The organism is Synechococcus sp. CBW1107, assembly GCF_015841355.1.
GTDB lineage: Bacteria > Cyanobacteriota > Cyanobacteriia > PCC-6307 > Cyanobiaceae > Regnicoccus_A.
The window spans coordinates 609,223-634,610 of the sequence record NZ_CP064908.1 but is presented as its reverse complement, the minus strand read 5'-3'; the positions used below and the strand labels follow the sequence as shown (position 1 = coordinate 634,610).

25 protein-coding genes and 1 tRNA gene are annotated in these 25,388 nt (G+C 68.1%); 11 read left to right on the top strand and 15 right to left on the bottom strand.

Translation table 11 applies throughout. The annotated features are described in order from the left end of the window. Positions 1-137 precede the first annotated feature (137 nt). Positions 138-1,808 (bottom strand): cytochrome c oxidase subunit I, encoded by a 1,671-nt coding sequence (gene ctaD / locus I1E95_RS03340; protein ID WP_197165450.1) that lies wholly within the window; start codon positions 1,806-1,808, stop codon positions 138-140. Positions 1,809-1,911: 103 nt separating this feature from the next. Continuing rightward, positions 1,912-2,811 (bottom strand): cytochrome c oxidase subunit II, encoded by a 900-nt coding sequence (locus I1E95_RS03335; protein WP_197165448.1) that lies wholly within the window; start codon positions 2,809-2,811, stop codon positions 1,912-1,914. Positions 2,812-3,011: 200 nt separating this feature from the next. Between I1E95_RS03335 and I1E95_RS03330 the strand changes: the two genes are divergently transcribed. The 6 genes from I1E95_RS03330 to I1E95_RS03305 are packed head-to-tail and all read left to right on the top strand — an operon-like array spanning position 3,012 to position 8,997. Then, a complete protein-coding gene (locus I1E95_RS03330; protein ID WP_197165446.1) occupies positions 3,012-3,974 on the top strand; it encodes a heme A synthase in 963 nt (320 codons plus the stop codon). Then, positions 3,967-4,965: a heme o synthase gene (locus I1E95_RS03325; protein ID WP_197165444.1), complete on the top strand. Its 999-nt coding sequence runs from the start codon at positions 3,967-3,969 to the stop codon at positions 4,963-4,965. Before I1E95_RS03330 ends, I1E95_RS03325 begins: the two co-directional genes overlap by 8 nt. Before the next feature lie 52 nt (positions 4,966-5,017). Continuing rightward, on the top strand, positions 5,018-6,025 hold the full coding sequence (locus tag I1E95_RS03320) for an ATP-binding cassette domain-containing protein (RefSeq protein WP_197165442.1): 1,008 nt from the start codon (positions 5,018-5,020) through the stop codon (positions 6,023-6,025). Positions 6,026-6,085: 60 nt separating this feature from the next. Further along, the gene (locus I1E95_RS03315; protein WP_197165440.1) at positions 6,086-6,958 is read left to right on the top strand and encodes an ABC transporter permease; all 873 of its coding nucleotides are present in this window, start codon (positions 6,086-6,088) and stop codon (positions 6,956-6,958) included. An 8-nt stretch (positions 6,959-6,966) separates the two neighbouring features. Further along, positions 6,967-8,283 carry a hypothetical protein gene (locus I1E95_RS03310; protein ID WP_197165439.1) on the top strand — a complete coding sequence of 439 codons (1,317 nt, stop codon included), beginning with the start codon at positions 6,967-6,969 and terminating at the stop codon, positions 8,281-8,283. Between the two features lie 6 nt (positions 8,284-8,289). Continuing rightward, on the top strand, positions 8,290-8,997 hold the full coding sequence (locus I1E95_RS03305) for an N-acetylmannosamine-6-phosphate 2-epimerase (RefSeq protein WP_197165438.1): 708 nt from the start codon (positions 8,290-8,292) through the stop codon (positions 8,995-8,997). 22 nt (positions 8,998-9,019) lie between these two features. On the opposite strand, the gene groL is transcribed toward I1E95_RS03305, so the two are convergent. After that, positions 9,020-10,690: a chaperonin GroEL gene (gene groL / locus I1E95_RS03300; RefSeq protein ID WP_197165437.1), complete on the bottom strand. Its 1,671-nt coding sequence runs from the start codon at positions 10,688-10,690 to the stop codon at positions 9,020-9,022. Between the two features lie 199 nt (positions 10,691-10,889). Between groL and I1E95_RS03295 the strand changes: the two genes are divergently transcribed. Continuing rightward, positions 10,890-11,138 carry a hypothetical protein gene (locus I1E95_RS03295; RefSeq protein ID WP_197167591.1) on the top strand — a complete coding sequence of 83 codons (249 nt, stop codon included), beginning with the start codon at positions 10,890-10,892 and terminating at the stop codon, positions 11,136-11,138. Between the two features lie 7 nt (positions 11,139-11,145). Here the strand turns inward: I1E95_RS03295 and fabG are convergent, their stop codons facing one another. The 3 genes from fabG to I1E95_RS03280 form a co-directional block, all read right to left on the bottom strand. After that, on the bottom strand, positions 11,146-11,904 hold the full coding sequence (gene fabG, locus I1E95_RS03290; RefSeq protein WP_197165436.1) for a 3-oxoacyl-[acyl-carrier-protein] reductase: 759 nt from the start codon (positions 11,902-11,904) through the stop codon (positions 11,146-11,148). Positions 11,905-11,966: 62 nt separating this feature from the next. Then, positions 11,967-13,097 (bottom strand): TrkA family potassium uptake protein, encoded by a 1,131-nt coding sequence (locus I1E95_RS03285; protein WP_197165435.1) that lies wholly within the window; start codon positions 13,095-13,097, stop codon positions 11,967-11,969. 29 nt (positions 13,098-13,126) lie between these two features. Further along, positions 13,127-13,945 (bottom strand): glycosyltransferase family 9 protein, encoded by an 819-nt coding sequence (locus tag I1E95_RS03280; protein WP_231594830.1) that lies wholly within the window; start codon positions 13,943-13,945, stop codon positions 13,127-13,129. A 108-nt stretch (positions 13,946-14,053) separates the two neighbouring features. On the opposite strand from I1E95_RS03280, the gene ispD reads away from it, so the two are divergent. After that, positions 14,054-14,743, top strand: coding sequence for a 2-C-methyl-D-erythritol 4-phosphate cytidylyltransferase (gene ispD / locus I1E95_RS03275; protein ID WP_197165433.1), 690 nt, complete (start codon positions 14,054-14,056; stop codon positions 14,741-14,743). Here the strand turns inward: ispD and I1E95_RS03270 are convergent. Both I1E95_RS03270 and I1E95_RS03265 read right to left on the bottom strand, forming a co-directional pair. After that, the gene (locus tag I1E95_RS03270; RefSeq protein WP_197165432.1) at positions 14,740-15,669 is read right to left on the bottom strand and encodes an LD-carboxypeptidase; all 930 of its coding nucleotides are present in this window, start codon (positions 15,667-15,669) and stop codon (positions 14,740-14,742) included. The two genes, ispD and I1E95_RS03270, sit on opposite strands and share 4 nt — an antisense overlap. Continuing rightward, positions 15,666-16,547, bottom strand: coding sequence for a 4-hydroxybenzoate polyprenyltransferase (locus I1E95_RS03265; protein WP_197165431.1), 882 nt, complete (start codon positions 16,545-16,547; stop codon positions 15,666-15,668). Before I1E95_RS03265 ends, I1E95_RS03270 begins: the two co-directional genes overlap by 4 nt. A 111-nt stretch (positions 16,548-16,658) precedes the next feature. Between I1E95_RS03265 and I1E95_RS03260 the strand changes: the two genes are divergently transcribed. Together I1E95_RS03260 and I1E95_RS03255 are read left to right on the top strand one after the other, a co-directional pair. Further along, on the top strand, positions 16,659-18,287 hold the full coding sequence (locus I1E95_RS03260) for a Ppx/GppA phosphatase family protein (protein WP_197165430.1): 1,629 nt from the start codon (positions 16,659-16,661) through the stop codon (positions 18,285-18,287). A 68-nt stretch (positions 18,288-18,355) separates the two neighbouring features. Beyond that, positions 18,356-18,775: a tellurite resistance TerB family protein gene (locus I1E95_RS03255; RefSeq protein ID WP_197165429.1), complete on the top strand. Its 420-nt coding sequence runs from the start codon at positions 18,356-18,358 to the stop codon at positions 18,773-18,775. Between the two features lie 40 nt (positions 18,776-18,815). Here the strand turns inward: I1E95_RS03255 and I1E95_RS03250 are convergent. From I1E95_RS03250 to petC, 5 genes are all read right to left on the bottom strand, one after another. Then, a tRNA-Val gene (locus I1E95_RS03250) sits at positions 18,816-18,887 on the bottom strand. A gap of 28 nt (positions 18,888-18,915) precedes the next feature. Beyond that, positions 18,916-19,689, bottom strand: a complete 774-nt coding sequence (gene cobM / locus I1E95_RS03245; protein ID WP_231595031.1) for a precorrin-4 C(11)-methyltransferase — start codon at positions 19,687-19,689, stop codon at positions 18,916-18,918. Between the two features lie 77 nt (positions 19,690-19,766). Then, positions 19,767-20,627, bottom strand: coding sequence for a prolipoprotein diacylglyceryl transferase (gene lgt, locus I1E95_RS03240; protein ID WP_197167054.1), 861 nt, complete (start codon positions 20,625-20,627; stop codon positions 19,767-19,769). 69 nt (positions 20,628-20,696) lie between these two features. Then, on the bottom strand, positions 20,697-21,629 hold the full coding sequence (petA, locus tag I1E95_RS03235) for a cytochrome f (protein ID WP_197165428.1): 933 nt from the start codon (positions 21,627-21,629) through the stop codon (positions 20,697-20,699). 46 nt (positions 21,630-21,675) lie between these two features. Continuing rightward, a complete protein-coding gene (petC, locus tag I1E95_RS03230; RefSeq protein WP_197165427.1) occupies positions 21,676-22,212 on the bottom strand; it encodes a cytochrome b6-f complex iron-sulfur subunit in 537 nt (178 codons plus the stop codon). Positions 22,213-22,356: 144 nt separating this feature from the next. Between petC and I1E95_RS03225 the strand changes: the two genes are divergently transcribed. After that, on the top strand, positions 22,357-22,710 hold the full coding sequence (locus tag I1E95_RS03225; RefSeq protein ID WP_370594605.1) for a DUF3067 family protein: 354 nt from the start codon (positions 22,357-22,359) through the stop codon (positions 22,708-22,710). 25 nt (positions 22,711-22,735) lie between these two features. Here the strand turns inward: I1E95_RS03225 and tatC are convergent, their stop codons facing one another. Both tatC and I1E95_RS03215 read right to left on the bottom strand, forming a co-directional pair. Continuing rightward, positions 22,736-23,551: a twin-arginine translocase subunit TatC gene (gene tatC, locus I1E95_RS03220; protein WP_197165425.1), complete on the bottom strand. Its 816-nt coding sequence runs from the start codon at positions 23,549-23,551 to the stop codon at positions 22,736-22,738. Beyond that, positions 23,548-25,344, bottom strand: coding sequence for an NFACT family protein (locus I1E95_RS03215; protein WP_231594829.1), 1,797 nt, complete (start codon positions 25,342-25,344; stop codon positions 23,548-23,550). The genes tatC and I1E95_RS03215 overlap by 4 nt, the downstream gene beginning before the upstream one ends. Positions 25,345-25,388: the final 44 nt, after the last annotated feature.

Sequence of the window (25,388 nt, the reverse complement as noted above, 5' to 3'; positions counted from 1 at the left end):
GAGGGTGTCGGAGGGGGATTGATCCGAGCTGGGGGAGAAAGCTGTCATGGCGGCTCCTGGCGATGAAGGAGGAAATCAGGGACGGCTGGGAATGGGGCTGGCCCGGCAGTCATCGCGACGGCCGGAGCTGTCCCCGGTCATTGACCGCTGGACCAGATCTCGCGGCCGGTGGCCGCCCCGAGATCGATCCGGCCAGGAGGAACTCCGTAGCCATAGGGGTGGGTCACCAGGGGAGCTTCACCGGCCCAGTTCTCCACCGGCGGCGGAGAGGTGGTAAGCCACTCCGGCGTGAGGGCGTTCCAGGGGTTGTCTCCGGCGACACGCCCCGAAAAGGCACTCCAGAACACGTTGATCAGGAAGGGCAGGGTGCTGAGCGCCATCAGCAGGGCACCGACGCTGCTGATCTGATTCACCAGAGTGAACTGGGGGTCATACTCGGCCACCCGGCGGGGCATGCCATTGAGACCAAGCCAGTGCTGGGGGGCGAAGCAGAGGTTGAAGCCGATGAAGGTGATGAGGAAGTGGAACCTGCCGAGATCCTCATTCAACATCCGGCCGGTGAATTTAGGGAACCAGTGGTAGATCGAGCCGAAGATGACGAAGACGGTGCCGCCGTAGACCACGTAGTGGAAATGGCCTACCACAAAATAGGTATCGTGAACGTGGATGTCGAAGGGGACCTGGGCAAGGGCCACTCCGGTGATGCCCCCGAAGACAAAGTGGACGATGAAGGCACAGGAAAACAGCATGGCGCTGTTCAGGGCAATCTTTCCCCCCCAGAGCGTGGCCAGCCAGTTGAAGAACTTGATGCCGGTGGGTACCGCAATGAAGGCCGTGGCGATCGTGAAGAACAGGCGCATCCAGGGGGGTGTGGCGCTGGTGAACATGTGGTGCGCCCAGACGATCAAACCCAGAAAAACAATGCCCAGAATCGAATACACCATGGTGGTGTAGCCGAACAGAGGTTTGCGGGCATGCACCGGCAGGATCTCGCTCACCAGGCCGAAGGCCGGCAAGACCATGATGTAAACGGCTGGGTGTGAGTAAAACCAGAACAAGTGCTGATACACCACCGCGTTGCCGCCCAGGGCAGGGTTGAAGAAGCCGGTGTGGGCAATGATGTCGAAGCTGAGCAGCACCAGCGTGCCCGCCAGCACAGGGGTCGAGAGCACCACCAGGATGCTGGTGCCCAGCATCGCCCAGCAGTACATCGGCAGCTGCATCATCTTGAGGCCCGGCCGACGCATCTTCAGAATCGTGGCGATGAAATTGATGCCACCGAAGATGGAACTGCCCCCGAGGAGCAGCACACTCAGAATCCAGACCACCTGACCCGCCGCCGGCGTGGTCAGGCTCAACGGTGGGTAGGCCGTCCAGCCGGACTGAGCGGCACCGGCGATGAAGTAACTGGCGATCAGCAGGAATCCGGCCGGAGGGATCAGCCAGAAGGCCACGGCATTGAGCCGTGGAAAAGCCATGTCACGGGCACCGACATAAAACGGAATCAGGTAGTTCCCGAAGGCTCCGTTCACCACCGGCACGATCCAGAGAAAGATCATCACGGTGCCATGGAGGGTCAGCACCTCGTTGTAGACCTCCCGGCTGAGGAAATCCGAGATCGGGCTCACCAGCTCAGCCCGGATCATTCCAGCCAGCGCTCCGCCGACCAGATAGAAGAAAAAGCCGGCCACCATGTACTGCAGGCCGATCACCTTGTGATCAAGACTGAAGCTGAGGTAACGGAGCCAACCCTGGGGCTGAAGCCCAGGCGGCGACGAACTGGTCTGCGGCGGGAGGGTGATGGTCATGGTGGCGAGCGGCGTGGCGGTGGGTGACGGGTCAGAAGCAGGATTTCCGGACGCTGACGCTGGGGGCTCTCACGGTCCCGCCCAGCGAGCGATGCGGCTCCGATCAGCCTGTGGAGCTGGCGCTGGGGGCTGTGGCCACGGTGGCGGTGTTGTTCTTCTCGAACCAGGTGGCGAACTCATCGGGTTCATGCACCACGACAGTCGAGCGCATGCCGCCGTGATATGGGCCGCAGAGCTCGGCGCAGATGATCGGATAGCTGCCGGCCCTGGTCGGAGTGAAGGTCAGCAGGGTGGGCTGTCCGGGGATGACGTCCTGCTTGAGTCGAAATTCAGGCACCCAGAAGGCATGGATCACATCCCGTGCCTCCATGCGCAGCTCAACCGGCTGGCCCTTCTGAACATGCAGCTCTCCGCTGGTGATGTCCCCCTGGGGGTAGTGGAAGAGGAAGGCGAACTGGAGTGCGGTGACTTCCACGGGGAGAGGGGCACCGGCTGAGGCCTGGGCGGACCCGATCCCACCCCAGATCCGAGCGGATGGCTCGGGAGGAGTGCCCAGCACCGAGGCCTGGATCACGGCATTGCCGCTGCCGTCGGTCTCTTGCGACGTGATCATCGAGCCATGCATGGCGTGGGGGTCGCTGAGGGGAACCATTCCGCCCATGCGGTCATAGATGTCGTAGCTGTAGATGCCGACGAACAGCACGACAACCGCCGGAATGGCGGTCCAGAAGATTTCCAGCTGCAGATTTCCTTCCACAGCCACTCCGTCGCCGGATTCACCTTCACGGCGGCGAAAACGGATCAGACTGAACACCAGCAGGCCAAAAATACCGATGAAAAGGATGCTGCCAATGCTGAAGAGAACCTTGAAGAGTTGGTCGTAGATCGGAGCATTCAGGCTTGCCGCCACCGGCAGCAGCTCGACATTCTGGCCAATCCAGAGGCCACTGAGCACAAGGGCCATTCCCACGACGAGGCTGAGAACGGCAGACGGGATCGGCACGACTGGCACAAAGCTCTCTCCACCATATGGGGATCGCCGGCACAGCGCTCGCAGTCGCCCGCAAGCTCTCGGTGTGCTGCGAAAGCCTGTGCGGAACTCAGCACATGATGGCGAGTCGTTGCGGATGGGCCCTGCCCGGACACGTGCGTGCTTCCCCACAACCGAACAGCAACACCGACCGTGATCGCTAGCTTTCCCCCATGCAATCCGCCCGCCTCACCACTCTCCTGACCTCCCATCTGGTGGTGGCCCTGATCGCGCTGGTGGGCATCGGCGGCGCCACCAGGGTCATGGAAGCCGGGCTGGCCTGCCCCGACTGGCCCCTCTGCTACGGCACCTTTCTGCCGGGTCGACAGATGAATCTCCAGGTGTTTCTGGAGTGGTTCCACCGGCTGGATGCCTTCCTCGTCGGTCTGGCGCTGCTGGCCCTTCAGCTGGCGGTGCTCCGGCGCCCCCCCGGCCGCCGTCCGCTCTGGCTGATCGCTGCCAGCGCCGCCGCCCTTGTCCTGGTCGCCGTTCAGGGGTTGCTCGGTGCCCTGACGGTCACCCAGCTGCTCCGGTTCGACGTGGTCACGGCCCACCTCTTCACCGCCCTGGTGCTGGTGGCCCTGGTGAGCGCCATCCACCAAGGGCTGGTCGAACCCGAACGACAGCCGATCACCACCACATCCCCTCCGGCTGTTTCTCCTCTGACGGGGCTGCGGCGCCACGGCTGGTGGCTGGCCAGCGCCGTCGCCGCCCTGGCGGTGCTCGTCCAGGCGGTGAGCGGTGCCCTGATGGCCACCCAGTGGGCCTCGGGACGCTGTCTGACGTCGGGGGTGGCCTGCAGCTGGCTGGCCTTGCATCGTCAGCTGGCCGCGCCCGTGGCCGCGGCGGTCGTGGTGCTGGCGGCTGCCCATCTCCTGGTGCGTGAGACATGGGGCCGTCAAGGTCCCTATGCCCTCGGGGCTCTGCTGTTGGTGGCCCTGCAGATCGCCCTCGGCGTGCTCACCCTGCGCCTCTCCCTCGCGGTGCCCCTGGTCACCGTGGCCCATCAGCTCACGGCGGCCCTTCTGGTGGCCGTGCTGAGTGCCCTGGCCATGCGCCATCGGCCGATCCCCGTTTCCGCAGCGATCGCCGTCGTCCAGCCCCAGACCCCCCGCCTCGAGTCCTGCCATGGTTAGCGCCACCAGCCTCAGCCCTCAGCTCAGCAGCCGCGACCAGGTGGTTCCTTCCCGCTCCAAGGTGAGGCTGCCCCCCTGGCTTGAAATCGCCAAACCCAGGCTCATTCCCCTGCTTCTGGCCACCACCCTCGGGGGTATGGCCCTCTCCGAAGGCTGGCCGATGACGGCGCCTCGCCTGGCCTGCACCCTCGGCGGTGGAGCCCTGGCCTCCGCGGCCGCCGGAGTGCTCAACTGCCTCTGGGAGCAGGAGCTCGATGGGCGCATGGTGCGCACCAGCGGCCGCGCCCTTCCCTCAGGTCGGTTGTCGGCCGGCAACGCCTTCGCTGTGGCGGTCTCGCTCACCTGCGCGGCTGCCCTGCTGCTGGTGAGCGGTGTGAACTGCCTCGCTGCCGCGCTTTCCCTGCTGGGCCTCTGCAGCTACGTGTTGCTCTACACAGCCCTGCTCAAGCCCCGCACCACCCAGAACATCGTCATCGGGGGCGTGGCCGGAGCGATCCCTCCCCTGGTGGGTGCCGCCGCGGCCACGGGCCATGTGGGCCTGGGCGGCTGGTGGCTGTTCGGCCTGGTGATGCTCTGGACTCCCGCCCATTTCTGGGCTCTGGCCCTGCTGCTCAAGGAGGACTACCGCTCGGTCGGTATTCCGATGCTGCCTGTGGTCAAAGGAACCGAGGTGACCGCCGAGGCGATCGGCCACTACGCCCGTGCCACCGTGCTGGTGAGCCTGCTGGGGGTGCTGGCACTGCCCACCGGCGGCTGGCTCTACGGCCTTCTCGTGATTCCCTTCAACGCCCGGCTTCTGCAGATGGCCCACACCCTGGGTCTCGCTCCCGATGAGGTGGCTCCGGCCCGGGGGCTGTTCCGCTGGTCGATCCTCTATCTCTTCGGCATCTGCCTGCTGCTGCTGCTGGCCAGGCTTCCCGGCGCCGAGATCTTCAGCCTTCAGACCGGCGAATTGCTGGCTGCGCTCAATCTCCCCTCCCCCGCTTTCTAGATTGCACGCTTCCATTGGCCGGGCCGGAGTGTCAGCAGCGCAGCCAGAAGCCATGATCCAGCTGGATCAGATCAGCAAGACCTACGGGTCTGTCATCGCCCTCGACGGCCTCAGCCTGCGTGTTCCGGCCGGCAGCCTCTATGGCCTGCTCGGACCCAACGGGGCCGGCAAGACCACGGCTCTGCGCATCCTCTGCACCCTGCTGGCTCCGGATTCCGGTGCCGTTCGCGTGGCTGGGCTCGATGCTCTGCAGCAGCCCCGCCAGGTGCGGGAGCGCCTGGGCTACGTGGCCCAGGACGTGGCCATTGACAAGATTCTCACCGGCCGGGAGTTGCTGCGCCTCCAGGGTGCCCTCTATCACCTGGCGCCGACCCACCTGCGCCAGCGGATCGAGGAACTGATCCAGCTTCTGGGCATGGGTGGATGGATCGACCGTCGCTGCGGCACCTATTCCGGAGGCATGCGTCGCCGCCTCGATCTCGCCAGCGGCCTGCTGCATCAGCCCTCGGTGCTGGTGCTGGACGAACCCACCGTGGGGCTCGACATCGAAAGCCGCGCCGTGATCTGGCAGGTGCTGAGGCAGCTGCGCGACGCCGGCACCACGGTCCTGCTCAGCAGCCATTATCTGGAGGAGATCGATGCTCTCGCCGACAGGCTGGCGATCCTCGACGGGGGCCGTATGATCGCCGAGGGAAGCCCCGGCGAGCTCAAACGCGCCCTTGGCGGTGATCGCGTCACCCTGAGGGTGCGCGAATTCAGTGATGAGTCGGAGTCGGCCCGGGTGCAGCAGGTGCTCCAGGGCTGCCCAGGTGTGCGCCAGGTGGTGGTGAACCGTGCCCAGGGCCATTCCCTCAACCTGGTGGTGGATGGGGAGGCCGTGATCGATCAGCTGCGCCATCAACTGAGCGAGGCTCAGCTGCCGGTGTTTTCCCTCTCCCAGAGCCGCCCCAGCCTCGACGACGTCTACCTCCAGGCCACCGGCCGTACGTTGATGGATGCCGAACTGGAGGTGGTCGGCAGCCGTGATCCCAAGGCCGAGCGCAAACAGGCCATGCGCTGATTCCCCTGTCGTGATGTCCCGCCCGATCCTCCGCCCGCCCGCTACTCCCGTCCCCCGGCCATGACCAGCGCCTCGCCCCTGACGCTCAACGCCGCACCGCCCGATCAGGTTCCGGCCCGGCGTTCCGCCTTCGCCGACCTCAGCCAGGAGACCCTGGCACTCACCCACCGGCTGTTCCTGCAGCTGGCCCGGCGCCCCTCCACACTGGTGGCCGGTGTGCTTCAGCCACTGATCTGGCTGGTGCTGTTCGGGGCGCTGTTCGCCAAGGCGCCGGAGGGCCTGTTGCCGGATGGCATGAGCTATGGACGCTTCCTGGGGGCGGGGGTGATCGTCTTCACCGCCTTCAGTGCGGCCCTCAACGCCGGCCTGCCGGTGATGTTCGATCGGGAATTCGGATTCCTCAACCGGCTGCTGGTGGCTCCCCTGCGCTCCCGCAGCTCGATCGTGCTGGCCTCGGTGCTCTACATCACCACCCTCAGCCTGATCCAGAGCCTGGCGATCATGGTCACGGCGGCCCTGCTGGGTTACGGCTGGCCGGGAGGTGCCGGTCTGCTGCTGGTGCTGGTGACCCTGCTGCTGCTGGTGTTCGCCGTGACCGCCCTCAGCCTGGGGCTGGCCTTCGCCTTGCCGGGGCACATCGAGTTGATCGCGGTGATCTTCGTGGCCAACCTTCCCCTGCTGTTCGCCAGTACCGCGCTGGCACCGATTTCCTTCATGCCCACCTGGCTGGGCTGGCTTGCGGCCCTGAATCCACTTACCTTCGCCATAGAACCCATCCGCGCTGCCTACGCCGGCAGCTTCTCCCTTCAGGCTGTTGTGCTGGAAGCTCCTTACGGGGATCTCACCGGCCTCACCTGCCTCGGACTGCTCGCCGCCCTCGCCCTCGGCCTCTTTCTCCTGATCCGGCCTCTGTTGGATCGCAAACTCAGTTGAGTCCCCCCGTGTCCACCACCCATCCCCCCCTTGCTGCTGACCCGATGTCCCATGGCAGCTCGAGGCTCTCGCCGCAGCATCTGCTCAAGGCACTGGAGCAGCGGGATGGAGCCCTGCTCGCCGCCCACTCCCTGCGCTGGGCCCACCGCCATGGGGTCGAAGCGCTGGAGAGCCTGATCCAGGGCCAGGCTCTCGATGAGACCGCCCGCCTGTGGTGGCGCGAACAATTGCTGCGTCCTACCCCGGAGGCCGTTGCCAACGAGGCTCGTTCTGGTTCCCAGCCTGCGGGGGCGGCCACGATCTCCGTTGCCACGGAGCCGTTGCTCACCGCTCCCGCGCCCGAGGACACTCTCCCCCTGCCGGCCGAGTGGCTGGTCCCTTCAGCCCTCGAGCAGCAGGCTCAGCCGGCCCCGGAGGCTGAACCTCAACTGGAGCCTCCGGCAGCCGTTGACGACGGAGAGTCAGGTCAGGTTGAAGACATGGACGTCGCTGCCGTTGAACCTGCTGCTTCTGAACTCGTCGGCATCGAAGCCGCAGCTCCCGAGCCGCCAGTCGTTTCGGCCACCGAGCCCCTGCCCCCCCTTGCGGAAGCGTTCGGTCCGATACCTGATCTCGAACCCCTGCCCAGCTTCAACGTGCAGGCCATTTTCGCGATGCAATCGGAGCTGGCGGAGAAGCCCCTGGCTCCCCCGATCGTTCCGCCGGTGATGGCCCCACCCCCGGAGCTGCAACTGGAGGCCTTCCCTCCTCTTGAGGCTCAATCCCAGCCTGAATCCCTGACACAACTCCAGCCGGAGACGCCAACCGAGCCCATCGCTGGTCCTGCTGATCCCGCTTCAGAGGAGACGGTTTCCGAGAAGCCGTCCGGACAACGGCGCAATCCCTTCTCCCGCCTGCGCGGACTGCTCAAGGACTGCGTCGAGGAGGTGGCCAGCACCTTCGGCAACGAGCAGGAGGAATCCCCACTCCAGTCCCACAGTCCCATGGAGCCTGGTTTTTCCAGAGACGGGACCCCTTGGCCGAGGGACGATCAGGCTGGTCCACAGGCCTTCACGCCTTCTGAGCCGTTGCTGGATGCCTTCCCTGCCCAGCCGCCGGCTCCGCGCGGCCCGATCGCGCCACCTCCCTTCGCGCTGCAGCAGCCGCCTCAGGCCTCCCGGCAGACACGTCGGGGGCGTGGCGAGTCGGGCAGCAGCGCAGGTCGTGGTGCTCGGACGAACCGGCCGGCGACCCCATCACCCGCACCCAGCCATCCCGCCCTCGACTCGCTGCGTTCCTGGCTTCCGGATTCGCTTGAGCAGGACGACCATCGTCAGGCCTCCTGAGGGTCTGTGGTCGTTGATTCGCGCCTGGTTCGAGGAGCCCTGCAGGGCCGTCTGATCGTCTCGGTCCAGGCTCCCCAGGGGTCGCCGATGCGTGATCCCTCGGTAATCGCCGCCATGGCGGAGGCCAGCCTGGCCCAGGGTGCGGTCGGGGTTCGCCTCGAGAGCCCCGAGCACATCGGGGCTGTGCGGCGGCGCTGCCCCGGGGCCCTCATCGTTGGCCTCTGGAAGCGGGTCTACCCCGACAGCTCCGTGTACATCACACCGGGCTGGGAGGAGGTGCGCGCTGTGTGGGCGGCAGGGGCCGACATCGTGGCGATCGATGCCACCTCCAGGGCCCGCCCGGGCGGGGAGGATCTGGCCAGTCTGATCAAGCGGGCTCAGCGTGATCTCGGGGCCCCGCTGATGGCTGATGTCGACAGCCTCGAGAACGGGCTGCGGGCGTCGGCTCTCGGCTGTCAGTGGGTGGGCACCACCCTGTTCGGGTACACCGAGGCCACAGCCGATCGGCGTCCCCCGGCCTGGGAGTTGCTGCCGCTGTTGCGCCAGCAGTTGCCTCCAGACGCCGCCCTGATCTGCGAAGGGGGAGTGTCCAGCGCAGATCAGGCGGTCAGAGCTCTGGAGGAGGGAGCGGACGCTGTGGTCGTTGGCACAGCCATCACGGGGGTGGATCTCCAGGTGGCCGCCTACGTGGGGCGGATGGCCGCCGACCTCTGACGGAGCGGCCCGAGGGGAGGGATCACATCATTCCGGGCATGCCCATGCCGCCCATGCCGCCCATCCCTCCCATGCCACCCATTCCTCCCATGCCATCCATGCCGGCACCGGCCGGGGCGGGTGGTTCCGGTTTGTCGGTGATCACCACTTCGGTGGTGATCAGCATGGCCGCGATCGAGACGGCGTCCTGCAGGGCCAGGCGCACAACCTTGGCGGCATCGAGGATGCCGACGGCCACCATGTCGTCGTAGGTGCCACTGACGGCGTTGTAGCCCTTGCCCAGGCGCTGGGCCTCGGCGACCACCACCGAGCCGTTGGCACCGGCATTGTTGGCGATCTGTCGGGCCGGTGCCGCCAGGGACCGCTGCACGATCTCAGCGCCGGTGCGCTCATCCCCGCTCAGGTCGGCGATCAACCCGTCGAGTCCCGTGGCCAGCTGCAGCAGCGTGAATCCGCCGCCCGCCACGATGCCCTCCTCCACCGCCGCACGGGTGGCATTGAGGGCGTCCTCAATGCGCAGCTTGCGGTTGCGCAGCTCGGTTTCGGTCGGGGCTCCCACCTTGATCACGGCTACGCCGCCGGCCAGCTTGGCCAGGCGCTCGTTCAGCTTTTCGCGGTCGTACTCGGAGTCGGTGGCGTCCAGCTCTCGGCGGATCGAGGCGACGCGGTCGGCCACGGCGGCGCTGTGATCCTCGGTGCCCACGATGGTCGTGGTGTCCTTGCTGATCGTGATCCTGCGCATGCGGCCGAGATCACCCAGAGCCACTTTCTCAAGGGTCATGGCCCGGTCTTCGCTGATCAGGGTGGCGCCGGTGAGGATGGCGATGTCCTCGAGCATGGCCTTGCGGCGGTCACCGAAGCCGGGCGCGCGCACGGCCGCCACCTGGAGTACCCCCCGGTTCTTGTTGACCACCAGGGTGGCGAGCGCCTCGCCGGAGACCTCCTCCGCCAGGATCACCAGGGGTGAGCCGGCCCGGGCGACGGCCTCCAGAACCGGAACCAGATCGTTGAGGCTGCTGATCTTGCGATCGGTCACCAGCAGCAGGGCGTTGTCGTACTCGCACACCTGGCGGTCGCCATCGGTGACGAAGTAGGGGGAGGAGTAGCCACGATCGAAGGCCATGCCCTCGGTGACCTCCAGCTCGGTGGAGAGGGAGCGGGATTCCTCCACGGTGATCACCCCGTCGGTGCTCACCGTGTCCATGGCCTCGGCCACCATCCGGCCCACTTCCTCATCACCTCCGGAACTCACCGTGGCCACCTGACGGATGGCGTCGCCGGCAACGGGCTGGGCCAGGGAGGCGATGCTCTTCACCACCCGTGCCGCCGCCTTCTCCATGCCGCGGCGCAGCCCCACAGGGTTGGCGCCGGCGGCCACGTTGCGCAGTCCCTCGTGCACCAGTGCCTGGGCGAGCACCGTGGCGGTGGTGGTGCCGTCGCCGGCCTGGTCCTTGGTCTTGGAGGCCACCTGCTGGATCAGCCGGGCCCCCACATTCTCGAAGGGATCCTCCAGGCTGATTTCCTTGGCGATCGTCACCCCGTCATTGACGATGTCGGGGGCTCCGAAGGACTTCTCCAGCACCACGTTGCGGCCCTTCGGTCCGATCGTGACCCGTACGGCATCCGCCAGGGCATTCACCCCACGCTCGAGCGATCCCCTGGAGGCGTCGGAAAAACTGATCAGCTTGGCCATCGGTCGTGCAGGAGGTGGTGAAGGTCTGACGCCGGGGTGGGACGACCTCCCGGGCGGAAAAGGGTACGGCCGCCGCACCCAATGGAATTCAGCGTCCCACAGCGGCCGGGACCCAGTCTGGGGCTGGCTGGTGGGGAAAGCCGAATCGCTTGCCCACCCGGGCGCTGCGGCAGGCCGCATCTGCCGATAAGGTCCAGTCATGGAGGAGAACCTGCGTGCCAGCCTCTCGGCCTCGGTGGCCGATGCGCTCACCGATCCCGCGATCGACTCGGTTTCGGGAGCCAGCCTGATGGTCTTCCTGGTCATCGCCGGCCTGGGACTGGCCATGGCCCTCGTCTATGTGCCCCTGCGCCTGTTCCTGACGATCACGGCCCGCAGTCGGCGTCTGAGGCTGCTGCAGCGCATCCGCCGCCTGAGGGAGGAGCTGGGGCAGCCGATCCAGTCGTGATCGGGCCTCAGCGCATCACCAGGCCGCCATCCACCTGCAGCACCTGGCCGGTCATGTAGGCGGCGGCGGGATCGGCGGCCAGAAAGCGCACCACACCGGCCACGTCCTCGGGCTGACCCAGCCGGCCCAGGGGAATGGCCGCCTGGATCCGCTCGACGTCCAGATCCTTGGTCATGTCGGAGGCGATGAAACCCGGGGCCACGGCGTTGACGGTGACTCCTCGGCTGGCCAGCTCGGCGGCGGTGCTGCGGGTGAAGCCGATCACACCGGCCTTGGCGGCGCTGTAGTTGGCCTGGCCGGGGTTTCCCATCAGCCCCACCACCGACGTGATGTTGATGATCCGGCCGCTGCGGGCCTTGAGCATCGTGCGGCAGACAGCACGGCTGCAGAGGAAGACGCCGGTCAGGTTGAGGTCGATCACGCTCTGCCAGTCCGAGGTCTTCATGCGCATCAGCAGCCCGTCACGGGTGATGCCGGCGTTGTTCACAAGCACGTCGAGCCGGCCGCTGCGCTCCAGCACCTGCTTGACCATCGCCTCCACCTCCGTTTCCTGGGAGACGTCGGCGCGGTGACTCCAGGCCAGGCCGCCGGTGGCGGTGATGGCCTCCACCACCGCTTCGGCAGCGTCAGCGGACGCGGCATAGTTCACGACCACCTCGGCTCCGCTGGCGGCCAGGTCCAGGGCGATGGCCCGGCCGATGCCGCGGCTGGCTCCGGTGACCAGAGCCACCTGGCCCGTGAGTGGGGCAACAGCGGATCCGGTCATCGGCGGGGCGGCGAGGAGAGGGCGATCGTATGCGCCCCCCTGGCCACGTTCAGTTGGCCACCTCAGTTGGTCATCGCTTCGACTCCCTCCAGCGCGGGGCCCAGCAGCTGGGCGAAGCGTTGCAGTTCCTCCTTGCTGCCCATCACCACCAGCAACTGGCCCGGCATCAACCGCACATCGCCATTGGGGTTGGCGATCAGTTTCGGGGGAAGGGGAGCACTGGTGATCCCGCGGTACACGGACGGGTTGTTCGCCTTCGGGGCGGGCATACGCACCGCCAGCACAAGGGCACCGGTGCGCCGGCGCAGTTCCAGCTCGGCCAGGGTGCGGCCGTTGAGATCCCCGAGCAGCTGGCCGTTGCTGCTGATCTGAAACTCCTCCACCTCGCACTCCGATCCGGCCAGCAGGTCCATGAACTGCACCGCCAGGGGACGCAGGGCCGTGGCAGCCATGCTGCGCCCGCCGGCCACATAGGGACTCACCACCTGATCGGCGCCGGCCAGCCGGAGCTTTCGTGCCGCCTCGTCGCTGTCGGAGCGGGCGATCAGGCGGCAGCGGGGCGCGATGCCACGGGCGCTGAGCACCACGTAGAGATTGGCGGCGTTGCTGGGCAGGGCGGCCACCAGGCTGCGGCAGTGGTGGATCCCCGCTTCCATCAGGGTCTCATCGAGGGTGGCATCGGCCTGAAGCACCGGCAGGCCATGTTCCTCCGCAGCTTCCTTGCGGCCCTGGTCCATCTCGACCACCAGCAGCGGCACCCCCTCGGCGGTGATCTGGTCGGCGATCTCCCGGCCGATCCGGCCATAGCCGCAGAGAATCACGTGATCATGCATCGTGAGAAGCCAGCGGCGGAAGCGGAGTTCGCGCATCCGGCGGAAGTAGCCGGAATCGGTGAGCCCGAGCAGCCCCTGGATGGTCATCTGGACCACCACCAACCCCCCCGCGATCGAGAGGGTGGTGACCACACGGCCGGCCCCGGAGAGGGGCTGGGTGGTGCCGTCGCTCCAGCCCAGGGTGGTGAGGATCACCAGCACCATCCAGTAGCAGTCGCCCCAGTCCCAGCCCTCGGTGAACCGGTAGCCCGCCGCCGAAAAATTCACCAGGGCGATCAGGGCGATCAGGGGGGATCGCCAGGGCTGCCGGATCCTGGTGGAGGGAGGCCTGGGGCGTCGACGCCTGGGGGGTGGAGGCATCCGAGGCGCCGGGGTTGAAGAGGGGACGCTCAGCCCAGTCCAAGGGCCTGCAGGACGTCAGCAACATCGAGCTCGTGCAGGGACGTTGCCTCACCGAGTCCTTGTACACCAGGGCGGGAGGGCAGGCTGTCGCCACTGCGACCCAGGGCCACCAGGGGAGTGCCGGTCAGGAGGGCCAGTTCGGTCGTGATCGGATCGCGGCTGAGCACCACGTCGGCGGCGGCCACCTGGGCGGCTCGCTCCAGAGGGCTGCCATCACCGCGGGCCTGCTGCACGCGCAGCTGGGGCAGGCGGGCCCGGATCGCCTCCGGCAGCTCCTGCCAGCGCTGGGCCGGCCAGTCAGGTTCCGCCGCGGTGGGCTGGGGGTCAGGGGCCAGCAGAAGCAGGGGGCCATCACCTGCCGGTGCAGCGGCCAGCGCCTTCTCCAACGCGGATTTGGGCAGGCTGAGACGGAAGCCGGCCGCATCGAGGGGCACGCCGATCGGGCGCAGCCAGGCCTCGAGGGTCTGGTTGGGCCAACCCGGCTGGCGGCTGACGGTGCTGGTGGCGGAGAAGCCCCCGGTCGCGATCCGGGTGGGGATGTGGCCGAGGGACAGCATCAGATCGATCGGCCAGCCACTGCCCAGGTTCAGGCAGACCTGGAAATCGGGTTCGCGAACGCCCCCCAGCAGGTTGGCCCAGTCGGCCAGGCTCACCCCCTGATCGAAGCCATAGCCGAGAACTTTCTCCACCGCCGGCACCAGCCTCCAGGCCGCGGCCACCCCGGGGGGGCAGGCCACCTGAATCTGGGCATGGAGATGGCTGGCGACGGCGGCCACCGCCGGAACGGCCTGCAGCTGAGTTGCCATGCCGCCCGGGATCAGTACAAGAACACGCATCGGAGCGGTGGCTGGAAGGCGGCGGGCGGCCTGATTGTATGAATCTGGTCAGGTTTGTCCGCTGCGAGGGAGTCCCTTGTGCATTTGCTGATTGCCGCCGCCGGCAGTGGCCGCCGGATGGGTGCCGAGCGGAACAAGCTGCTGCTGCCTGTGGCGGGGCGCCCTGTCCTGGCCTGGACCCTGGAGGCGGCCCTCGCCACGCCGGAGATCAGCTGGATCGGGGTGGTGGGCCAGAGCCGGGATCAGGCGGAGGTGGAGGCCCTGGTGGCCGCCGCGGCGCCCGATCGTCCCGTGCACTGGATCCTGGGCGGTGACACCCGCCAGGAGTCGGTGCGCCTCGGCCTGGCGGCCCTGCCGCCGGAGGCTGAAGCGCTTCTCATCCACGACGGAGCCCGCTGCCTCGTGGAGCCGGATCTGATCAGCCGCTGCGCCGCCGCGGCCGCCCGGGGGGAGGCCGTGATCGCCGCGGTGCCGGTGTCGGACACGATCAAGCGGGTGGCGGCCGACGGCACCATCGAGGACACCCCCGACCGCCAGGTGCTCTGGGCGGCCCAGACTCCGCAGGGCTTCCCTCTGGCCCAGCTGCGCCGCGGCCATGCCACGGCAGCGGCCGAGGGTTGGAGTGTCACCGACGACGCCTCGCTGTTCGAGCGTCTGGGCTGGCCGGTGCGGGTGATCGAGGCCTCAGCCTCAAACATCAAGCTCACCACCCCGTTTGATCTCACCATCGCCGAGGCGGTGCTGGCTGCCCGCGGCGGTGGTTCCTAGAGCAGCAGGTTCAACTCGCCGCATTCCCCATCCAGGCGGCAGGGCACCCCCAGGGGCAGGGCGCCGTTGCCGGGATCATGGCCCACGGGCAGCCCCGCGAGGACGGGGATGCCGAGGTCGGCGGTGCGTTCGCGCAGCACATGCTCGAGGCTGAAGCGTTCACCTGCCGAGACCAGGGCTTCGTCGGGTTCCTCACAGCCCTGGAAGCTGCCGAAGCCGATCCCGGCCAGCTGCTGCAGCGCGCCACAGAGGCGCCAATGGGTGAGCATGCGCTCGATCCGGTACGGGGCTTCGCCCACGTCTTCCAGGATCAGCACTGCCCCCCGGAGATCGGGCAGGTGCTTCGTTCCCAGCAGATGGGTGGCCACGGTGAGATTGGCCACCAGCAGCGGACCTTCGGCCTGCCCGCCCCGCCATGGGATTCCCTGCAGCGCCCCCGGGGCTTCGCCGAAGAGCAGCCGGCGCAGCCGCTCCTGGCTCCAGGGCGGCTCGGCCGCCAGGGTGGTGACCATCGGGCCATGGACCGCTCCCCGCAGGCCACGGGCCTGCTGGGCCAGCAGCAGGGAGGTCACGTCGGAGAACCCCAGCAGCCAGCCCTCAGGCAGGGGCAGCGGCTGCTCCAGCAGGCGTGCTGCACCCCAGCCGCCGCGTACGCAGGCCAGCAGCCCGGCCGGCTCGACTGGAGCGGTCCGTTCGCCGGTGCCGGCCTCTCCACCCGGCAGCAGGTCGGCCAGCCGTTCATGATCCCGCCCCGCCAGGTAACCCCAGCGCCGCTCAGGAGTGAAGGGGAGCTCCACGTTCAGTCCCCAGCCCTCCAGCACGGCGATGCCCGCCTCCAGCCGCTGGCGCTCCGCCAGAGCGGAGCTGGCTGCCACCAGCCTCACCCGGTCCCCCGGCCGCAGGGGGGCTGGCAACCAGACGCTCATGCCCCGCGCCCCAGTACCAGGGCCAGGAGCAGCAGGGAGCCAAGCTGCACCTGGCGGCTGAAGTGCTCCCCGTAGCGGGAGCGCGGCGGCTGCCCCCGCAGGCGCCAGGCTTCCCGCTGCATGCCCGCCGCCGCCACGCTCCACAGGGGCCAGAAGATCCAGCTCACCCCGGCAGCGGTGGCCGCCACCGCCAGCAGCAGGGCGGCGGCGGCATAACTGAGGGCCACCGCGGCGGCAGCGTTGTCCCCCAGGCTGAGGGCACTGCTGCGCACCCCCAGGACTGCGTCATCCGTCCGGTCGGCCATGGCATACACCGTGTCGAAGCCGAAGGTCCACAGCAGCGTGGCCAGCCAGGCGAGCGGCAGGGGCCAGCCTCCTTCCAGGCCGGCCGTGGCCGCTGCCCAGGGGATCAGCACCGCGAACCCCCAGCAGAAGGCCAGCACCAGCTGGGGATAGGCGAACCAGCGCTTGGCCGAGGGGTAGAGCAGCACCGGTGGCAGGGTGGCCGCCGCCAGGGCCAGGCAGAGACCTCGGCCGGCAGTCGGCAGAGCCAGCACCACCGCCAGAGCGACCAGCAGGCAGCCCATCAGCAGGACCACCGCCTCGACCACTCCCACCCGGCCACTGGCCATCGGGCGGGTGCGGGTGCGCTCCACCAGGCGATCGATGCGCCGGTCCCAGAGGTCATTGGCCACGCAGCCGGCTCCGCTCACGGCCAGACCCCCGGCCACGATCAGGCCCACCAGGGAGGGGGATGGTGGGGCCTGGGGGGTGAGCCAGAGGGCCCAGCCGGCCGGGATCAGCAGGATCAGACGTCCGCTGGGCTTGTGCCAGCGCAGCAGCTCGAACCAACCCCGCAGGGAGGCGCGGATGTTCATCGGCGCAGGTTACGGCCCTCTGAGCCAGGGGCGGCCTGGGGCTGTGGCCCGTGGCGAGCGGTTGTGCGCTTCGGTGGCAAAGTGACGCGGTCAGTGCCGGCTGGTCGCCCGATGGTCCCTCCCGACCCCGCCGCCACGGTGGCCGCTCCCGCCAGCCAGGCCGCCGGTGACGGGCTCCGGCATGTGGCCGCCATCGACATCGGCACCAACTCCATCCACCTGCTGATCGCGGCGGTGGACCCGCACTTGCGCAGCTTCCGCCTGGTCCTGGCGGAGAAGTCGACCACCAGGCTGGGGGAGCGGGATCCCGAGACGGGGGACCTCACCCCCGAGGCCATCGAGCGCGCCTTCATCGCCCTGCGCCACTGCCGTCAGCTGGCCGAGAGCCATGGGGTGGAGCAGATCCTCACGGCCGCCACCAGCGCGGTGCGGGAGGCACCCAATGGCCGCCTGTTCGTGCAGGCGGTGCAGGAGCAGCTGGATCTGGAGGTGGATCTGGTCAGCGGCCAGGAAGAGGCCCGCCTCATCTATCTCGGGGTGCTCTCGGGCATGGCCTTCGGTGACACCCCCCACCTGATCCTCGACATCGGTGGTGGCTCCACCGAACTGATCCTGGCCGACGGGTCCGATGCCCGTGAACTCACCAGCACCCGGATCGGGGCGGTACGTCTGCAGAGGGATTTCATCCACGAGGACCCGATGCCTCCGGCCCGGCTCACCTTCCTGCGGGCATTCATCCAGGGGTCGCTGGAGCCGGCCGTGGAGCGGGTGAAGCGCCAGCTGCGGCCGGGGGAAGTACCGGTGATGGTGGGCACCAGCGGCACCGCCACGGCCCTGGCGGCCCTGGTGGCCGCCGAGCAGGAGCGCACCCCCCTGCGTCTGCAGGGATTCCGCATGAGCCGGGAACAGATCGATCAGCAGGTGAACCGGCTGACGACTCTGACCCCGGAGCAGCGGCGCTCCCTGCCCGCGATCAATGAGCGCCGCGCCGAGATCATCGTGCCGGGGGCGCTGGTGCTTCAGCAGGCGATGGCGATGCTGCAGACGGCGGAGATGGTGATCAGTGAGCGGGCCCTGCGCGAAGGCCTGATCGTCGACTGGATGCTCCGCCACGACCTGATCGTCGACCGCTTCGCGTACCAGAGCGGCATCCGCAGGCGCACGGTGCTTCAACTGGCCCAGCGCTACGGCGTCGACCAGACGCGTGCCGATCGGGTGGCTCAGCATGCCCTCAGCCTCTACGACCGCTGCCGAGGGGTGCTGCATCACGACGAGGGGGAAGGGCGGCAGCTGCTCTGGGCCGCGGCGATGCTGCATGGCTCAGGCCAGCACATCAACATCGGCGCCTATCACAAACACAGCTGGTACCTGATCCGCCATGGCGACCTGCTCGGCTACTCCGAAACCGAGCAACTGATGGTGGCGGCCATTGCCCGCTACCACCGCCGCAGTCTCCCCAAGAAGCGTCACGAGGCCTGGCTGCTGCTGCCGGGCCGTGAGCAGAGGCGCGCCGTCAACGCGATGGCGATGCTCCTGCGGCTCGCCGCTTCCCTCGATCGACGACCCACACCGGCGGTGGCAGGCCTGCGCATCTCCTGCAGCACCAGTGAGCTGAGCATCGGGCTCGAGCCGGCTTCGGGACTGGATCTGAGCCTGGAGCGCTGGAGCCTGCACGCATGCGCCGAGCCCCTGGCGGAGGCCACTGGCGTGAAGTTGCTGGTGGAATCCGACAGCCGGTAGCGACGACGACCGCAGGACCGGCCCTGCTGTCGCCATGACAGAGGCAGGACATCCCTGCTGCCAGTTCCATGGACTCTCCGACTGCCTTCGTGGCCGTGGCCCTTGCCGCCGTGTCCTGGGATGGGGTGCTCACCCGAGCCGGTTCCCGGGCCCTGCGCCATTCGCTCGACTATCGAGTGCCCTTCAATCAGATGGGCGATGCGGCGATGATTCAGCTGTTCGATCGGCTGCTGGCTGATCTCCGCAGCGATGGGGCCCCGATCCTGATGGCCCGAGCCGCGCTGCAGCTGGATCCCCACGAGCGTCGCACGGCCTTTGCCGTGGCGGCTGAGATCATGCGCTCCGACGGGCCATTGGTGGCTCAGGAACAGCAGATCCTTGCTGATCTTGCGGCTCAGCTGGAGATCGAGCCGAGTGAATCAACCCGGATTCTTGAAGTGATGGACATCCTGCATGCCGAGCTGGTCTGCAGCCCTGTGGCGGCCTGATCCCGGGCAGTCGGTCGAAGCTCCGGCCTGAACAGGAGAATGGGCGATACTGGATTCGAACCAGTGACCCCTTCCGTGTGAAGGAAGTGCGCTACCGCTGTGCTAATCGCCCGCACCTGTTGATCCTAAAACACCGGGGTTCAGCTCCCTGAGCCCCCTGCCTGCACCGCTTCAGTCTCTGCCGTGCCTGAAGCGTTTGCCGCCGCGGTGTCGGCCCGGAACAGGTGATCATGGCTGGCGGAATACAGCCTGGAGCGGGCCTGAGCGGGAGCGGCCAGCGCTGGGCTCACCACGTAGAGGGTGGTGCGGATCAGCTGTCGTTCCCGGCTCACGGCCGCCATCTGCTCCAGGGGGACCACCTGCAGCCACTGGTCCGGCCAGCTCACGCGGTAGCCGATGGCCACGGGTGTGTCGGGGGTGTAGTGCTCCAGCAACTCCTGCTGCACCGATTCCACATGGCGGGCGCTCAGGTACAGGCAGAGGGAGGCCCGCAGGGACGCCAGATGCGCCAGCGACTCCCGCTCCGGCACTCCCGTGCGTCCGCCGGCACGACTGAGCACGATGGTCTGGACCAGACCCGGGATGGTGAGCTCAGCCTTGAGGGCCGCGGCGGTGGCCTGGTAAGCACTCAGGCCCGGAACCACGTCCACCTCCAGACCAGCGTCGGCCAGACGGCAGATCTGCTCCGCAAGGGCTCCGTAGAGGCAGGGGTCCCCATCGTGCAGGCGCACCACCCGCAATCCCGTCCTTGCCCGCTCGACCACCAGCTCCATCACTTCTTCCAGGGTGAGCATGCTGGTGCGGATCCGTTCGCAGTGCTGCGGGGCCAGGGCGGCGATCTGGGGTGACACCAGGGAATCGGTCCAGACCAGAACGTCGGCGGCTTCGACGGCACGGGTGGCCCGCACGGTCATCAGATCGATGGCGCCCGGGCCTGCACCCACGATCTGCACAGGTCTGGCAGCTCCAGGCACGGGAGTCGAGGTTGCGATCAAGAGGGGGTCCTCGGCTGGGCGGGAGCACCGCCGGGATCGGGGAGGGAGCGATGCCGGCCGTAGATCCACCAGAGGCCGAAGCTGCCGAGGGCGATCAGCAGCAGGCTCATCAGCTGGGCCATGCGCAGGCCTCCTTCACAGAAGGGCGGTGAGGAGAACAGGCAGAGGGGGTCGGTGCGCAGCCCTTCGATCCAGACTCTGCCCAGGCTGTAGCTCACCAGATAGACGCAGCTCAGGGCCCCGGCCGGCAAGGGGATGCGTCCCTTGAGACCTGCGCGGAACAGCAGCAGCAACAGGGCCACCACAGCGAGATTCCAGAGAGATTCGTAGAGGAACGTGGGGTGGAAGTACTGCTGATCGAGGAACGGTGCAGGCCTGTTGAGGGTTGGGATATAGAGCTTCCAGGGCAGGTCGGTGGGCAGACCGAACGCTTCCGAATTGAAGAAATTGCCCCAGCGCCCGATCGCCTGGCCCAGGGCTACGGACGGGACCAGCACATCGAGCAGGTTCCAGAACGCCAGCTTGCGCCAGCGGCAGTAGGCGATCACCGCCAGGGTGCCGCCGATCAGGGCTCCATGGATGGCGATGCCGCCACGCCAGATGGCCAGGGCCTCCAGCCAGTTGAGCTGATACTGGCGCCACTCCAGCAGGACGTAGTAGAGGCGGGCGCCCAGCACGGCAGCCAGCACCAGCAGAGGCAGCAGGTCAGCGATCAGCACGGGGTCAATGCCCCGGGCCTTCCCCAGCCGGGTGGCCAGCAGCAGACCGATCAGCACCGCCAGGGCGATCAGCAGGCCATACCAGCGCAGGGAAAAGGGGCCCAGCTGAAAGATCAGGGGCCCCGGTGAGGCGAACACAGCAAGGGCCGTGGCCGGGGAGAGAAACTCCAACGAATGCACTCAGGCGAACGGCGTGGTGGCCAAGGCTCAGATGCCCTCGGCGGCCTGGACTTTCTCCACCTGCTTCTTCTTCAGCACCAGCATGATCTGGGCCAGAGCCACCGCGGCGAAGAAGGCGAGCATCCCGTAGAGACGGACAGGATTCTGAAGCACGATTTCAGCATCGAGCTGACCGAAGCCGCCCACGTTGGGGTCGTCGGTGAGGGGGGAACCGGCGCTGACGCTGTCGCCGACCGCCACGGTGAGGGATGGCCCAGCGGGAATGGTGTCGCTGACGCTCTGACCATCGCTGGTGCTGATCTCCACCACAGAGGCTCCGTTCTCACCGGGGGTGATGGCGGCAACCGTGCCGTCCACAGAGGCATTGAAGACCCCGTTGTTGCTCTTCTCACCGGTGGGGTACACCTGGCCGCGGCCCCGGTTGCCGCCCACGTGGATCGAATACTTGCCGAAGTGAATGGAGCTGTCGCTGCCGGGATCAGGCGAGAGAATCGGGAAGACGATCTCCTGATGCTGGTCGCCGGGCAGGGGACCCACCAGCAGAATGTTGGGGTCGTTGTCGCTGTACTGGGTGAAATAAACCCCAGCGGTTTCTTCTTTCAGTTCGTCGCTCAGCCGCTCAGGCGGAGCCAGCTTGAAACCATCGGGGAGCATCACCACGGCCCCCACGTTCAGGCCGGAGCGGCTGCCGTCGGCGCCCACCTGCTGCACGGACGTGTCGTAAGGGATCTTGACCACCGCCTTGAAGACGGTGTCCGGCATCACGGCCTGCGGAACTTCGACCTGGGTGGCCTTCTTGGCGAGGTGACAGTTGGCGCAGACGATCTTGCCGGTGGCTTCGCGGGGGCTGGCGTAATTCTGCTGGGCCCAGAACGGGTAGGCCCAGCTGGCCTGGGGAGCCACCAGGAGGGCGGCAGCGACGAGCAGGGAGCTCAGCAGCAGGGAGAGGGAGCGACGCATGGGGGGTGGGCGAACGGGCGACGAAGGAGAGGGAGAACGCGGTGGATCAGGCCCACCAGGGCTTGTCGCCGGTGCGGAAGTCGGTGTCGCTCCACTGGCTCAGGAACACGGTGTCGTTCTCGACCGTGACGTTGGCCAGGGCCAGGGAGAGAGGGGCAGGACCGCGCACCACCTTGCCGGTGGCGTCGTACTGACTGCCGTGACAGGGGCACATGAACTTGTTGGCGCCGCTGTTCCAGGGCACGACGCAGCCCAGGTGCGTGCAGATGGCGTTGATGCCGTAGCTGCCGATCGCCTCGGGGCCTTCCACCAGCAGGTAGGTGGGATCACCCTTGAGCCCCTGCACCAGGCTGCGGTCGCCTTCCTTGTGGGTGGAGAGCCAGCCCGTGGCCGTGACGGTGTTGCCCAGTTCATCCTTGGCCGTGGTGCCGCCGCCACTGCCCGCGGCTCTGGGGGGGATGAAGTAGTTGACCACCGGGTACAGAGCGCCAAGGGCAACCCCCGTGACCGTGCCGAAGGTGAGCAGATTCATGAACTGCCGACGACCCATTCCGGGCACATCGCTCACAGGGATCTGGGTCATACGAGGCGTTCCTTGGTGCCGAAGCAACGTGCCGCCCATTATGACCGTTGCCCCTCCGGCCACCGGCTGCCAGAGCGGGGGGCTGACCAGCTGGCGCAACATGCTGTTGTCACTCCCAACGGTGCGCCCATCCCGCCGTCCTCGCTGTTGTCCGATCCCGCCGCTCCCCACACCCCAGCGCCACTCCGTTACGAGGAGGTGATCGAGTTGCTGCGCTCCCGCTGGCAGGCCTCCTACGACCTGCAGCTGGTTCAGCGCCGCGGGCGCCTGTACCTGCAGGTGATGTGGGCCTACCTCGAGCAGCAGTCCTTCCCCCTCGATGCCGCCGGCTACGAAGCCCGCCTGCGGGAGCTGGTGGAGGTGCTCAACGATCTCCGGGTGGCGGAGCAGGTGAGGGGTTGGCTCAGCACCACGAAGGACCGGCCTCGGCTGGGCAAGGCGATGAGCCTGGCCCTGCAGCCCCCGGCGGACGGGCGCAGCAGTGAATTCCTGCTCTGACCTCGGCTCCGCAAAGGATCTCTGATCAGCCGGGCTCGGGGCGCACCTGCTCCACCAGAGCCACCAGCGCCACCCCGATCAGGAACAGGGCCGTGATCGCTCCGGTGAGCAGCAGCATCGTGACCGGGTCGGTGGAGGGGGTGAGCACGGCGCCGGCCAGGGCCGAGCCCAGGACCACCCAGCGCCAGGACCCCAGCATGGTGCGCGATCCCACCAGGCCGAAGGCCCCGAGCAGCAACTGCAGCACCGGCAGCTCGAAAGCCAGCCCAGTGGCCACCATCAGCAGGAGCACGAAGTCGAGATAGCGCTCGATCGACCAGATCGGCTCCACCACATCGGCGCCGTAGTTCACCAGGAAGCGCAGGGCCGCGGGCACCAGCGCCCACCAGGCGAAGGCCAGACCGGCCAGGAACAGCACTGCCGAGGCCGCCACCGCCGGCGCCACCAGCCGGCGCTCGCGCCTGGTCAGGCCTGGAAGAACGAAGGAGAGCACCTCATAGAGGATGTAGGGCAGCACCAGGGTGAGGCCGGCGTAGCCGGCCACCTTGAGCGAGACGAACAGGAATTCCCCCGGGGCCAGCTGCAGGAAACGCATCCCCACGGCCGGCACCTGCAGAAGGCGCACCAGGGGCCGCACCAGCACCAGGCAGACGGCCGCCGACACTACAAGGGCCAGCAGACTGCGCAGCACCCGCCGCCTCAGTTCCTCCAGGTGCTCCAGCAGGGTCATCTCCACCTCGCCGGGGAACTCATCCGGACGGCTGACGCGGATGGGCTCCGGCACGGGCAGGGCCGTTCCCGTGGCTCCGCTGCTGGCTGTGGATGGGGTTGGTTCGCTCATGGCCCTGGCTCCGCAGGGACCTTAGGCACAGATTCCGCCTCAGCGAGCCAGTGGGCGGCTCGCTGAGGCGAGGCCCAGACCACCTCTCCCCCTCGGTGGGTCACGGTGCCGGCGGCAGCTCCCGCGATTCGTTGCAGCTGATCGCAGGGCACCTTCAGCACCGGAACCCGCCCATTGTGACGGGCCCGGCTGAAGTGGGCGGCCAGATCAGCGGCCAGCTGAAGATCGGCGTCGGCGGCCTCCGCGGCCGAGGACTTGAGCATCACGTGGCTGCCCGGGCATTCCTGGGCGTGGAACCAGAGGTCGCCCCGGCGGGCCTGGCGCAGGCTGATCCACTCGTTCTGCCGGTGGTTGCGGCCCACCTGCACGCGCAGTCCGCCGGGGGTGAGCAGCTCCAGCGGGGACGGGGTGCTGGCCGCGGCTGAGCGGGGCGGGGAGCGGCGTCCTGAGCGGCGTCCTTCGGAGCCACCCCGGACCAGCAGCTCCTCGCTCTCCTGCTCGAGGGCCTCGAGTTGACTGAGGGCGTCGTCCAGATCCATGCCCCGGGCGTCGCCGGGGTTCAGCTCGGGGCCATGCAGGGCGAGGAAGGCCAGGCTGGCGTCGATCCGCTCCAGCTGGCGCTGATGCAGCTCCAGCCGGGGGGTGATCGAGACCACCGAGCGCCGCAGCCGCCGGGCACGCCTGTAGAGGGCCTGGGCTTCGGCCACCTGGTCGCGGCTGGGTGCCGCCAGGCAGAGCAGAGCGTCGGCCTGACGGCTCAGATCATCCCCGCCGTCCACCTGATCGAGCAGATCCTGCTGCTGCTGGCGCTGGCGTTCCTCGCGCTCCCGGGCGGCCAGGAGTTTCAGCTCCAGGCTTGCCCTCCGTCGCTGCAGCTCCTCCTGGCCCAGCCGCTGGCGGTAGTAGGCCGCCAGGGGGGCGTTCACGGGGCCACAGCAGGCGGTACCCCAGCAGCGGTAACGGCCTGAGCCACCAGAGCCACAGCTGGAGTCATCGACGTCCCAGCCGAAGCGCTCCTGCTCCAGGTCCTGCAGCCAGCGCTGCCACCGCGCCCAGAGGTGAGACCACTGCTCCTGGGTGAGCGCTCCCACCGGTCGGGCCAGCAGCTCCTCCGCCGGTTCCAGCCCCTGATCGGCCAGCTGCAGCGCCAGGGCCGGACTGATTCCCTGGTAGGTCTGCTGCAGGGCCTGACGAAGGGACACGGGCACCAGCAGCAGCCGCCGCTGCCAGCGCTCCTGGGACTCCTCGAGGCTGGGGGGATCCGACCGCAGGGCCGGCGGACGCACGTAACTGGAGCCACTGGCGATCGGCCGCAGCCGTGACTGCTGCTCCCGCACCTGGCGGGCCAGGCTCACCACCCGTCCCTGGGCATCGAGCAGAAACACATTGCTGTGACGGCCCATCAGCTCCACCACCAGACGGCGGCCACTGGGCTCCCCGGGTCGGGGTGCGAAATGCAGATCCACCACCCGCTCGAAGCCCGCCTGCTCGATCGCCACAAGGGCCAGCCCCCCCAGCCCGTGCTGCAGCACCCGGGCCAGGGTGCTGCCGTCCCCCTGCTTCGGTGGTGGATCGATCGCCATCAGCCGGGGGGCCGCCGCCAGCCAGCTGATCTCCAGCCAGCGCATCCCGCTCAGACCTCGAAGTCCAAGCTGCAGGGTGTGGGGGCTGGGCTGCTGGGCCTTCTCGAAGCGGGCCGGCACCAGCAGGGGACGCAGCTCCGCCAGCACCGCCCTCAAGGTGGTGAGGTCCATGGCCTGGATGGCCAGGTTCGGCTGGGTCTGGGGCGCCATGGGCTGCCGCTCCACGCCGGAGCGTGCGGTGGGATCCCACTACT